The organism is Corynebacterium doosanense CAU 212 = DSM 45436, from assembly GCF_000767055.1.
Taxonomy (GTDB): domain Bacteria; phylum Actinomycetota; class Actinomycetes; order Mycobacteriales; family Mycobacteriaceae; genus Corynebacterium; species Corynebacterium doosanense.
Map to the genome: position 1 here is coordinate 2,113,253 of NZ_CP006764.1, position 11,631 is coordinate 2,124,883.

An 11,631-nucleotide genomic window follows, 5' to 3' on the forward strand; every position below is an offset into this window, starting at 1 on the left:
ACTGTGCCACCCCGCGGTGACGGTTGCGGCCATCGGGACCGTCTCGCGTGTCGACGCCGTGTCCAACGTGAATTAAATTCGCGGGCGTTCCGGCCACGGTGCGCTATGTTCAATCCCGACCTCATAACGCACAGAGAGCCCTCACCAGCCGACTGAGTCGCCACCCTACTCTCTGCTGCCCCCTGCTACCCCGGAGCCCCGGCGCGTCTGCTGCAGCTTTCCTCTTTGAACGAAAGTCTCCTTAAGTGGATATCCGTCAACTCATCGACTCCACCCGCATGTCCGGGTACCAGTGGTTCATCATCCTGATCGCCGCCTTCATCAACGCCCTCGACGGTTACGACCTCGTCGCCATGGCGTTCTCCTCCAACGCGGTGGTCGAGGAGTTCGGCCTCTCCGGCGCGCAGCTCGGCTGGCTGCTGTCCTCCGCGCTCATCGGCGTGGGCGTCGGTGCCTTCGTCCTCGCCCCGCTGGCGGACCGCTTCGGGCGCAAGCGCCTCATCGTGGTCTCCCTGGTGATCAACATCGTCGGCCTCGCGCTGACCGCCCTGTCCGGCACCTACGCCGAACTGCTCATCTGGCGGGTGATCACCGGCATCGGCATCGGTGGCATCCTCGCCTGCGTCACCGTGCTGACCTCCGAGTTCTCCAACCTTCGCTTCCGCGGCCTGGCCATGAGCATCTACGCCTCCGGCTACGGGCTCGGCGCCACCCTCTGCGGCATCCTCGCCGCCAACCTCATTCCCGAGCACGGCTGGCACGCCGTGTTCACCTCCGGCGCGATCCTCAGCATCGTGGCCCTGGTGGTGACCATCGTCCTGGTCCCCGAAACCCCGGAGGCCCTGGCCGCGCGTGGTGAGGACGAGAAGGTTCAGGCCCTGGCGCGTCGACTGGGCAAGACCACCGCGGACGAGACCGTCACCGTTTCCGCGCGTGACACCGCAGACAAGGTCCGCGTCGCCGAGGTGCTCACCCCGCAGTTCCTCCGCACGACGCTGCTGCTCTGGCTCGCCTTCGCGCTGGTCACGTTCGCCTTCAACTACGCCAACCAGTGGACCCCGCGCCTGCTCACCGCCGAAGGCCTCACCGCCCAGCAGGGTGTGCTCGGCGGCATCATGCTCTCCTTCGGTGGCACCATCGGCTCGCTGATCTTCGGTGTGTTCACCACCCGGGTCCGCGCCCGCACGGTGCTCATCGGCTTTGCGCTGCTGTCCGCGGTCGTGCTCGTGGTGTTCATCTCCTCCACCGCGATCCCGGGCCTGATGTTCGCCACCGGCATCGCCGTGGGCATGCTTCTCAACGGCTGCGTTACCGGCATGTACACCATCACGCCGGCCTCCTACCCGTTCCGCCTGCGCGCCACGGGCATGGGCACGGCGCTGGGAATCTCCCGCATCGGCGCCATCCTCGGCCCGGTGCTGGTGGGTTATCTTGTCGACGCCGGCTGGACACCCTCCGCGCTGTACAACGGCGCGGCCGTGATCATGGTGCTCGTCGCCGCCACGGTGTTTTTCCTTCGCCGGGGCGGGGTGGAGGCGGACATTCGGGGCTAGAATCACGACGATGACCGGTGATAACGCTGCCCTCCGCGCGCGCATTGAATCGACCGTCGGTGCCGATGAGACCGTCTGGTTCCGTCCAGACGGCTATAACTCGGTGGCCCTCGCGATCATTGACTCGATTTACTCGATCGGTGTGAGGTACGGCGGTGTCGTGAAGGTGGTGGAACGATATTGCGATGCCCGTCGTCAGGAGTCTGGTGAGAATTGGAGCGCCACAGCAACCGACCTCCGGGAGGCCTTCGACCGATGGGGCGGTGTCGACGCTTTCATCGAGATCACCAACAACCATTGGCGGACGTCCAGTGCACCCGGCGCCCCGCATAAAGCGGAGGCGGTGCGCCAAGCGGCTGCGCTCCTCGCGGACCATGGTCTGGAAACAGCCGAGGACATCCGGGTGCGGTTTAAGTCTCGGGAGAGCCGTGTATCCGCGGACTTCGTCAAGGCATGGAAGAAGATACCTGGTCAGCGAAGCGGGCTGTCGTGGAACTACTTCCTCATGCTCGTGGGCCTGCCCGGCGTGAAAGCCGACCGGATGATCGTCAGGTTCGTCACGGACGCGGTCGGCCGGCCGGTCTCACCGCTCGAGGCCTCGGCACTCGTCGAGGAAGTTTCTCAGGAACTTGATCTCAACCCCACTCACGTTGACCATGCACTGTGGCGGTTTCAATCCCACCGGGAGTGGATAGACGACGCAGCTAACCCAGCGCCGGAAACACCTCATCCCTGAGGAGCGGGGCGAGGCCCGCCGCAGATCCGTTGGGCAACACCCAGCGGATTTCTTCGATTTCGGCTGAGGGGCCGTCGATAAGCATGGACGGGTGGGTGAACACCGTTGCCTCCACGGTTTCGCCGGGTTCGTTCGCCGCCGCGGACGTGAAGGTGCCCAGCATGGTAAGCGAGTCGATGCCCAGGTCAATGCCGAGTTCTTCACGCACCTCGCGGACGGCGGCCATGGGCATCGTCTCCCCCGGTTCGGGTTTGCCGCCGGGGAACATGAAGAGTTCGGTGCCGCGTTTGCGCACGGTGAGAACTCGGCCGACCTCGTCACGCAGCACGACTGCCGCTACGGAGATGCTCATCCCTTGAGGTAGTAGTCGACGGCGTCGGGGTGCTTGGCCAGCGGCGTGACCGTGACCTTGAGGAACGCGTACAGGGGCAGGCCCTGGAGGGTGCGGTGGAGTTCGTCGTGGTCGTCCAGATCAAAGATGGAGTAGTTCGCGTTCTCCCCGACCACCCGCCAGATGGCCTTCATGACGCCGCGTTCCTGCAGCTCGACACAGTAGGCCTTCTCCCTGGCCAGGTAATCCGCCTTCACCTCCGGGTCCAGATCCGGGGGCAGGGCGGCGTCCATTCGGGCGAGAAACAGCATGAGGCTCCTTGGTTCACGGATGAAGCCACCACCCTAGCGCCCTCCGGTCGCGTGCTCCAGCAGGAAAGAGCTACTCGACGCCCTCTGCGACCTCGAAGGGCGCCTGGGTGACCTCGCGGACGGAGTCTACGGTTTCACCCTCGGCTACCTCGATCAGCGTCAGTCCCTGCAGGGGATCCACGGCGAAGACGGCATAGTTGGTGACGACGAGGTCCACACACTTTGCTCCGGTGAGCGGGAGCTTGCACACCTCAAGGACTTTCGAGCTCCCGTCCTTGGTGGTGTGGTCCATCATGAGGATGACCTTCTGCGCACCGTGGACCAGGTCCATCGCGCCGCCCATACCCTTGACCATCTTCCCGGGAATCATCCAGTTGGCCAGATCGCCGAACTGGGACACCTCCATGGCACCGAGGACGGCGACGTCGATGGCGCGGGAGCGGATCATGCCGAAGGAGTCGGACGACGAGAAGAAGGACGATCCGTGGGCCTCGGTGATCGTCTCTTTCCCCGCGTTGATCAGCTCAGGGTCGAGCTCGCCCTCCGTCGGGTAACGCCCGATGCCGAGGATGCCGTTCTCGGAGTGCAGGACCACCTCAAGATCCTCGGGCAGGTAACCCGGGATGAGCGTCGGCATCCCGATGCCGAGGTTGACGTACTGCCCGTTCTCCAGCTCCCGGGCGACACGCTCGGCCATCTGCTGCTTTGACCAGGTCATTACCTAGCCCTCCTTCTCGGTCAGGGTGCGCTTCTCGACGCCTGTCTCCTGCGGACCGACGACGACCACACGGTCGACGAAGATCCCGGGAAGATGGACCTCGTCGCCCTCGATCTCGTCGACCAGTTGCTCGACCTGGGCGATGGTGACTCGGCCGCTCATCGCCGCGTCCGGGTTGAAGTTCCGGGCGGTCTTGCGGAAGACCAGGTTGCCGTACCGGTCTGCCTTATGCGCGTGAACCAGCGCAAAATCAGCGCGGATCCCCTCCTCGAGAACGAACAGCTCCCCGCCGAACTCGCGGGTCTCCTTGGGCGGGGAAACTTCCGCAACGGTTCCGTCGGTGTTGTACCGGGAGGGCAGGCCGCCGTCGGCAAGCTGGGTTCCCACCCCTGCCTTGGTGTAGAAGGCCGGGATGCCGTTGCCGCCCGCGCGGAGTCGCTCCGCCAGTGTCCCCTGCGGGGTGAACTCCACCGTGAGCTCCCCGGAGAGGTATTGGCGGGCGTACTCCCGGTTGGATCCGATGTAGGAGCCGATGGAACGGGAGATCCGTCCGTCCTGCAGCAGGAGACCGAGGCCGAAGCCGTCCGTGCCGAGGTTGTTGGAGATCACGGTCAGGTCGGTCGCCCCTTGCCGTCGGAGAGCCTCGATGAGGCCCGCGGGAATGCCGACCAGCCCGAACCCGCCGACGGCTACGGAGGCACCGTCAGAGATGTCGGCGACGGCTACGTCGATTGAGTCAATGGTCTTGTCCAACATGATGGCTACGCTAGCAGCCGTTCACTCAACGCACAAGGGTTCACAAAGCGAACTTGGTGGCGTAGGGTCGAACCCATCACTGCGAAACCGCGAGGAGGCCCACCATGCCAGGAGACGACACCACCACCGTCCAGTCTCTGATCAGAGGACTGGCGGTCATCAGGTCATTCAGCGCCACGGCGCCACGGCAGACGCTCGCCCAGGTCGCCGAACACACCGGCCTCGCCCGGGCGACGGCACGACGATTCCTCCACACGCTCGTCGCCACCGGATACGCCGCCACCGACGGATCAGACTTCTGGCTCACCCCCCGGGTACTCGAGCTCGGTTACAGCTACATGTCCGGGCTGACTCTGCCGTCGATAGCCCAGCCGAGGCTGGAACAACTGTCCCGGGTCGTCGACGACTCCTCCTCCATGTCAGTCATGGACGGCCGGGAGATCGTCTACGTCAACCGCGTTCCGGTCCGCCGGATCATGACCGTCTCGATCACCATCGGAACCAGGTTCCCGGCGCACGCAACCTCGATGGGCAGGGTCATGCTCGCGGGCCTCAGTCCGGAACAACGACGCGACTACCTGTCCACGACCGAGCTCGTGGCGCTGACCCCGGCCACCATCGTGGACAGGCACCGGCTTTTCGACGAACTCGAAACCGTCAGCCAGCAGGGCTGGTGCATTGTCGACCAGGAGCTTGAACCGGGGCTTCGCTCGGTGGCCGCCCCAGTGTACTCCCCCTCCGGCGACCCCGTCGCCGCCATCAACATCTCCACCCAGACCGCGGTCCACAGCCTCGACGAGCTGCACTCCCGCTACCTCCCCGCAATTCTCGACACCGCCCAGATCATCTCCGACGACTACGCGTCCACGAGACTCCTCTGACCGAAAGGCCCTGATCCACATGAACGACATGAGTAACCACGACATCGTCCTCTGCTCTCCCCTGCGCACGCCGGTCGGGCGCTACGGCGGGGCGCTGAAGGACGTCCCCGTCCAGGAACTTGCCGCGATTGTCGTGCGCGAGGTCGTCTCCCGCACGGGCATCGACCCCGCCCAGATCGACGACCTCATCCTCGGGCAGGCCTCCCCGAACGGTGCCGCCCCCGCGCTCGGCCGTGTCGTCGCACTCGACGCCGGCCTGGGCGATTCCGTGCCCGGCATGCAGCTCGACCGCCGCTGCGGCTCCGGGCTGCAGGCCGTCGCCACCGCCGCCGCCCACATCCAGTCCGGCGCCGCCGAGCTCATCATCGCCGGCGGCGCCGAGTCCATGTCACGCACCGAATACACAGTGGACGCCGACGTGCGCTGGGGCACCAGGGGCGGCAACCTCACTTTCCGTGACCGTCTCGCCGAGGCCCGTGAGACCGCCGGCGGCAAGGACCACCCGATCCCGGGCGGCATGATCGAGACCGCCGAGAACGTCCGCGCCGAGCACTCCGTCACCCGCGAAGCGCAGGACGACATGGCGTATAACTCTCACATGCGCGCGGTCGCCGCCCAGGACAGCGGCCTGTTCGATGCCGAGATCGTGTCCGTACCGGTGCCTCAGCGCAAAGGCGACCCGATCATCGTTGACCGCGACGAGCATCCGCGCCGGGAAACGACCGTCGAGAAGCTGGCGAAGCTTCGTCCCCTCATGACCGCGCAGTTCGGGGACGACGCAACCGTCACCGCAGGAAACGCCTCCGGCCAGAACGACGGCGCCGCGGCCATGATCGTGACCACGCGTGCCAAGGCCGCGGAACTCGGCCTCACGCCCGCCGCGACGTTCCGGGGCTGGGCCGTCGCCGGAGTCGCGCCCGAAACCATGGGAATCGGCCCCGTGAGCGCCACAGCGAAGCTCTTTGACCGCCTCGGGCTGACCTTCGACGACATCGACCTCATCGAGCTCAACGAAGCCTTCGCTGCCCAGGCGCTCGCCTGCCTCGACGAATGGGGCATCTCTGCCGCCGACGAGCGGCTCAACCCGGTGGGTTCGGGCATCTCGATGGGTCACCCGGTCGGCGCGACCGGCGCCCGCATGCTGGTCACCGCGTCCCACGAATTGGCCCGCTCCGGCAAGCGGCTCGCGCTGGTGACCATGTGCATCGGTGGAGGCCAGGGCCTCGCAGCCGTCATCGAGAGGGAGAGCTAGTTGATCCTGCACCACGTCTCCTACGGGGCCGGAAACCCCGGCAACCCGATTGTGTTCCTGGGATCCATCGTGTCCACCACCGCGATGTGGCTTCCACAGCTCGACGCGCTGTCCGCACACCGCCACGTCATCGCGCTGGATCACCGAGGCCACGGCAAATCAACGGATCCTGACGTGGAGCCTTTCGCCACAACTATCGACGACCTGTGCACCGACATCCTGGAGACTCTCGATGCCCTCGGCGTGCCGGGCTTCGACGTGGTCGGCCTGTCCCTCGGTGGAGCGCTTGCCCAGTACCTGACCGCGACGTCCGGCCGGGTCGGTCGGGCGGCCTTCCTCTGCACGGCCCCGTACTTCGGCGGCGAGGAGAAATGGCGTCCACGCTCGGAGCTCACCCGGGCCGAGGGCATGGCCCCGATGCTCGACGGGGTGATGTCACTCTGGGTCACCGAGTCCTTCAGAGAATCCCGCCCGGCCACCGCTGACTGGTACCGGGACATGATCCTCTCCACCCGCGGCGTCGGTTACGCATCCTGCGCCGACGCCCTGGCCGGCTGGGACTTCCGCGACCGCCTCGGCGAGATCACCGTTCCCGTCCTGACGATTGCCGGGGAGGAGGATCAGTCCACCCCGCCCGCGGCGCTCCAGACGATTGCCGACGGCGTAGGTGGCGAGGTGACCTCCGTGGTGGTCTCTCCCGGCGCGCACGTCCCGACGATCGAGGCGGCAGACCAGGTCAGCGAGGCGCTGCGGGACTTCTTCCGCGCGTAGCTCGCGTCCGGGACCGTTCAGCAACTATTTCTGCGGGCTGCTCTACAGGTCGAACGTGGGGAGATCGAACCCGACGTACTGCTGCGCCTGGTACCTGCGGCCGGCCTCGGTGGCGAGCATCGCCTCGAGTTCAGCGAGTCGGCGCCGGTGCTGGAAGTGGCCCTGTTCCGGAACGGAATGCAGCATGGCGCTCATCCAGTAGGAGAAGTGCTGTGCCCGCCACACACGCGGGACCGCAAGCGCCGAGTAGTTCCGCAGTAGGTCGTCGTTTCCCGTCTTGATCGCACGGACCAGGCCCGGCGCGAGAACCGACACGTCCGCGACCGCGAGGTTGAGGCCCTTCGCGCCGGTGGGCGGAACGGTGTGTGCGGCGTCGCCGGCAAGGAAGAGGCGGCCACGCTGCATCGGGTCGGTCACCGCGGAGCGGAAGCGCAGAACTGACCTGTCAAAGATTTCGCCCTCGGAAACGGTGAGGCCTTCGCCGTCGACACGCGCGTGGAGCTGCCCCCAGATCCGCTCGTCAGACCAGTCCTCCACCTGGTCGTTCGGGTTGCACTGCAGGTAGTAGCGTTGGACGGACCGGGAGCGGGTGGAGATCAGCGCAAAACCTTCGGGGTGGGTCGCGTAGATGAGTTCCTTCTGGGTCTGCGGCGCGTTAACCAGGATCCCGAACCACGCATAGGGGTACTCGAACTTCGTGCGCTCGGAACCCTCGAGTTCCAGGATCGGGGCACGGTGCGGGGAACTCGAACCGTCACCGGCGACGATGTAGTCGGCGGTGATCGTCTCCTGCATGCCGTTTTCCGCCGTGTAGGTGATGGTGACCTCATCACCGTCATAACCCGTCACCTCGTCAACGGTGGTGTCAAACAGCAGCTCTCCGCCGTCTTCGATCCGCTGCGCGATGAAGTCCCTGAGGTACTCGTGCTGCGGGTAGACCGCCATGTGGTGGCCGGTGAGACCGAGAAGGTCGATGCGGGTGCGCCTGCCGTTGATGGAGATGTCGATCGCGTCGTCGATGTCCGCCTCCCGGTCCATGCGCTCACCGATCCCTGTCTCACGCATGAGCCTCATGGTTCCCTGCTCAAGCACGCCCGCGCGCACCGTCTCCTCCACCTCTCGCCGCGAGCGGGATTCGAAGACGACGGACTCGACCCCCTGCCGGTGGAGAAGATGGGCGAGGGTGAGGCCGGCTGGTCCGGCACCGATGATGGCCACGGAAGTGTGGGTCATGGGAGGACTTCTCTACTGGCCGTTCACGGCGGCGTCGAGCAGCTTGAATCCGTGGTTGGAGTTGGGTACCCCCGCGTAGACGGCGGTGTGCAGCAGCACCTCGCCGATCGTGTCGGCGTCGACTCCGGCACGGAGTGCAGCCCGGATGTGCATGTCCAGCTCCCCGTCGTTTCCGACCGCGGTGAGAATGGCGATGGTGAGCAGTCGACGCTGCGTGTGGTCCAGCCCGTCCCGCTCCCAGACATCGCCCCAGGCCGTGCGGGTGATGAAGTCCTGAAACTTCTCCGTCACCTCGGTCTGCTTCTCGACGGCCGCATCGACGTGGGCGTCCCCCAGCACCGCTCGGCGGTTCTTCATTCCGGTGTCGTAGGCCGCTGCGCGGCCCATGTCGTAATTGCTCATTCTGTGCTCCTCATGGTCTCCAGTAGTCGGTCGGTGAGTTCGCCCGCACGGCCCGTGTGCACCGCGGGATCGGGGTCGACGCCGTGGTCGCGGAGCAGCACGTCAAACCGGCCCTCGGCCAGGGCTGCCGCGATCTCGTCACCACTGACACTCGCGGGCAGCGAATCTGCCAGGATTGCACCGTTGGTGGCTGCCAGGTTGGTGCGCATGGCGCCGGTGTTGACCTTGATGCCGTCGAGGCTCGCGTGCAGGCGCGCGACGGCGGAGGCGGTCACCGCCGCCAGATCGCGGATCGTCTGCCATTCCGCATGCCAGGACCCGATTCCGCGCTGCAACTGGACATCCATCGAGGCGAACATCGTCGCCGCATACCCGGGCGCACGCCGCGCATATCCGGCGGCGGCAACAGCCGCGGCGGGGTTTGCCTTGTGCGGCATGGCCGACGAACCCCCCGGGCTCGCTTCCTGCAGTTCCCCCACCTCAGTAGCGGAGAGGAAGATGACATCCTCGGCCACCTTCCGGCACTGGCCCGCGAGTTTCGCGAGTGCTGCGGCCAGGCGGACCAGCGGGGCCCGGTCGGTGTGCCACACCACCGGGTTGCTCCGCAGACCGAGCTCGGCGGCAAGGGCGTCGTGAAGCTGAAGTCCACGGCTTCCGGCCGCCGCCATCGTCCCGCTCGCACCGGCGTACTGGACCGGAAGACCGAGGATCTCCGCCGCCAGGCGTTCGGCCGCGGCGTTGATCGCGTTCGCCCAGCCCGCGGCGATGAGACCGAAGGTGGTCGGAGTCGCCTGCTGGCCGAGGGTTCTGGCGATCATCGGGGTGTCGCGGTGCTGGCGGGCGAGGTTCACCAGTACCGCCGTCAGTTCTCCCGCATCCTCCCGTAGCTCGGCGCCGTACGTGCGCAGGCAGAGGACTAGCGCGGTGTCGACGGCGTCCTGGCTGGTGGCACCGAGGTGGATGCCGCGGGCATCGATCCCCGACTCCTTCGCCCGCGCCTTCAACTGTTTCACAATCGGGATGGCGGGATTGGCGCCGGCTGCCGACGCCCGGGAAATCTCTTCGACATCCAGGTGGTTGTCCCCGTAGTCGCCGAAAAGCCGGCTGAGCTCACCCGTATGGGCGGCATCAATCGCGCCGGTCTCGGCCGCTGCCCGCGCCAGGGCGTCCTCGAACCGGACGATGGAGCGGAGGAAAAATTCGTCGCTCAGTGGCCCCAGGGCGGACGGTGATCCGGCGGCGAGGTCGGAGTAGGTGTTGCGGGAGTAGGTCATAGGGCCATTACACCCTGAAGAACGGAGTTTCGGCTTCCGGGTCTTCCGACTGCACCTGAACGTCGAAGCGGTAGCCCCCATCCGTTGCCTCCGCGACGAGCAGGTGGCGACGAGGTTCGTCGACAAGCTGGTAGACGGGATCGGCCTCGTTGGCGTCGGCGTTCTCCGGGAAATACATGCGGGTGTACAGCCGCTCGAGCATGCCGCGGGCGAAAATCCCCACCTTGAGGTGCGGCGCCTCGTCCATCACCTCCGCGGGCACGATGGTGGTGAAGGTCACCGCGCCGTCGCGGTCAGCGAACCCGCGACCCAGTCCCCGGAAGCCCTTGTCCGTGGCAGCGTCGCCGACGCGTGGGTCGAGTGGTGAGTTGTAGGTGCCCTCGTCGCCCGCCTGCCAGATCTCCACCATCGCGTCCGAGATCGGGTGGTTCCCTCCGTCGCGAACGACGACGGTGACCTCGACCTGATCCGAACTGGTCTCACCCTCGTGGGCGATGATCTCTGCGCCGGGATTGACCAGGCCGATGTGGACGTAGGGGCCGACCGTCTGTGACGGGGTGATGCCGAACTCCACCTCCGACTGATCCTCCTTGTCGGAGACGGGGTAGCGGTACTCGTTGTTGTGGTCTGAGTCGATCCTCATGAGGTGTCCTTCGTGGCTGTCGTAGCTGGTCTATTCGAATGGTGTTGAGTCGTCGCCACGAAGGACGATGTCGAACTTGTAGGCCATGTGATGGTTGGGTTCGGTCGCGTCGTAGTCGAAAGTGGAGATCATCCGGTCACGGGTGGATTCAGGCACGGCATTGAAGATCGGGTCCTGGAAGAACATCGGGTCACCGGGGAAGTACATCTGCGTCACCAGGCGCTCGGTGAACTGGCGTCCGAACAGGGAGAAGTGGATGTGCGCGGGCCGCCAGGCGTTGTGGTGGTTGCCCCAGGGGTAGGCACCCGGGAGGACTGTCAGGAAGCTGTAGTAACCGTTGTTGTCCGTGAGCACGCGGCCGACACCGTTGAAGTACGGATCCAGCGGTGCCGGCCAGGAGTCGTTTTTGTGGCGGTAACGTCCGGCGGCGTTGGCCTGCCAGATCTCCACCAGCGTGTTGGGAACGGGCCTCTTGTTGAATCCGAGAACCTGGCCGTGCACCAGGATGCGCTGTCCCACCGCTTCCCCGTCGTTGACCTTGGTCAGGTTGTTGTCCACGCCCCCGAGATCCCGCTCACCGAACACGGGCCCCGTGAGCTCGCCGAGACGCTCCGGCATCATGATCAGTTTGTTGTTGGGGTTTCGGAGAATGGTTGTTCGGTACTGGGGAAAACGCAGCGGTGCCCATTCTCCCGTGGTGTCGGCATTGTGCCGCTTACCCAAGTTGTCACTCATGATCGACGCTCCTCAATCAGCCAAGCCGAGGTTCC

General features: G+C 65.9%; 14 protein-coding genes. 5 read left to right on the plus strand and 9 right to left on the minus strand.

What is annotated here, in order from left to right; all coding sequences use genetic code 11:
• The first annotated feature begins 245 nt into the window (after nt 1–245).
• Nucleotides 246–1,553 carry an MFS transporter gene (locus CDOO_RS10320; protein WP_018020647.1) on the plus strand — a complete coding sequence of 436 codons (1,308 nt, stop codon included), beginning with the start codon at nt 246–248 and terminating at the stop codon, nt 1,551–1,553.
• Between the two features lie 10 nt (nt 1,554–1,563).
• Entirely contained in the window at nt 1,564–2,289 is a 726-nt protein-coding gene (locus CDOO_RS10325; protein ID WP_018020646.1) for a hypothetical protein, read from the plus strand.
• Here the strand turns inward: CDOO_RS10325 and CDOO_RS10330 are convergent.
• The 4 genes from CDOO_RS10330 to CDOO_RS10345 all read right to left on the minus strand — a co-directional run bounded on the left by CDOO_RS10330 (nt 2,258) and on the right by CDOO_RS10345 (nt 4,405).
• On the minus strand, nt 2,258–2,641 hold the full coding sequence (locus CDOO_RS10330) for an NUDIX hydrolase (protein ID WP_018020645.1): 384 nt from the start codon (nt 2,639–2,641) through the stop codon (nt 2,258–2,260). The genes CDOO_RS10325 and CDOO_RS10330 overlap by 32 nt on opposite strands.
• The gene (locus CDOO_RS10335; RefSeq protein WP_018020644.1) at nt 2,638–2,931 is read right to left on the minus strand and encodes a muconolactone Delta-isomerase family protein; all 294 of its coding nucleotides are present in this window, start codon (nt 2,929–2,931) and stop codon (nt 2,638–2,640) included. Before CDOO_RS10335 ends, CDOO_RS10330 begins: the two co-directional genes overlap by 4 nt.
• Before the next feature lie 70 nt (nt 2,932–3,001).
• A complete protein-coding gene (locus CDOO_RS10340; RefSeq protein WP_018020643.1) occupies nt 3,002–3,649 on the minus strand; it encodes a 3-oxoacid CoA-transferase subunit B in 648 nt (215 codons plus the stop codon).
• A gap of 3 nt (nt 3,650–3,652) precedes the next feature.
• Nucleotides 3,653–4,405: a CoA transferase subunit A gene (locus tag CDOO_RS10345; protein ID WP_018020642.1), complete on the minus strand. Its 753-nt coding sequence runs from the start codon at nt 4,403–4,405 to the stop codon at nt 3,653–3,655.
• A gap of 104 nt (nt 4,406–4,509) precedes the next feature.
• Between CDOO_RS10345 and CDOO_RS10350 the strand changes: the two genes are divergently transcribed.
• From CDOO_RS10350 to CDOO_RS10360, 3 genes are read left to right on the plus strand one after another with little or no spacing between them, the layout of a single operon-like run.
• Complete coding sequence (locus CDOO_RS10350) at nt 4,510–5,286, plus strand: IclR family transcriptional regulator domain-containing protein (RefSeq protein ID WP_018020641.1); 777 nt, start codon at nt 4,510–4,512, stop codon at nt 5,284–5,286.
• Between the two features lie 28 nt (nt 5,287–5,314).
• Entirely contained in the window at nt 5,315–6,538 is a 1,224-nt protein-coding gene (locus tag CDOO_RS10355) for an acetyl-CoA C-acetyltransferase (RefSeq protein WP_173405511.1), read from the plus strand.
• The gene (locus tag CDOO_RS10360; RefSeq protein WP_018020639.1) at nt 6,539–7,309 is read left to right on the plus strand and encodes an alpha/beta fold hydrolase; all 771 of its coding nucleotides are present in this window, start codon (nt 6,539–6,541) and stop codon (nt 7,307–7,309) included.
• Between the two features lie 42 nt (nt 7,310–7,351).
• Here the strand turns inward: CDOO_RS10360 and CDOO_RS10365 are convergent, their stop codons facing one another.
• Genes CDOO_RS10365 through pcaH form a run of 5 tightly spaced genes read right to left on the minus strand, consistent with a single transcriptional unit; the run spans nt 7,352 to nt 11,596 of the window.
• The gene (locus CDOO_RS10365) at nt 7,352–8,542 is read right to left on the minus strand and encodes a 4-hydroxybenzoate 3-monooxygenase (RefSeq protein ID WP_018020638.1); all 1,191 of its coding nucleotides are present in this window, start codon (nt 8,540–8,542) and stop codon (nt 7,352–7,354) included.
• A gap of 12 nt (nt 8,543–8,554) precedes the next feature.
• A complete protein-coding gene (pcaC, locus tag CDOO_RS10370; protein ID WP_020384503.1) occupies nt 8,555–8,944 on the minus strand; it encodes a 4-carboxymuconolactone decarboxylase in 390 nt (129 codons plus the stop codon).
• On the minus strand, nt 8,941–10,218 hold the full coding sequence (locus CDOO_RS10375; protein WP_018020636.1) for a lyase family protein: 1,278 nt from the start codon (nt 10,216–10,218) through the stop codon (nt 8,941–8,943). The genes pcaC and CDOO_RS10375 overlap by 4 nt, the downstream gene beginning before the upstream one ends.
• Nucleotides 10,219–10,225: 7 nt before the next feature.
• Nucleotides 10,226–10,861, minus strand: a complete 636-nt coding sequence (gene pcaG, locus CDOO_RS10380) for a protocatechuate 3,4-dioxygenase subunit alpha (protein ID WP_018020635.1) — start codon at nt 10,859–10,861, stop codon at nt 10,226–10,228.
• A 30-nt stretch (nt 10,862–10,891) separates the two neighbouring features.
• Nucleotides 10,892–11,596, minus strand: coding sequence for a protocatechuate 3,4-dioxygenase subunit beta (pcaH, locus tag CDOO_RS10385; RefSeq protein ID WP_018020634.1), 705 nt, complete (start codon nt 11,594–11,596; stop codon nt 10,892–10,894).
• Nucleotides 11,597–11,631 lie beyond the last annotated feature (35 nt).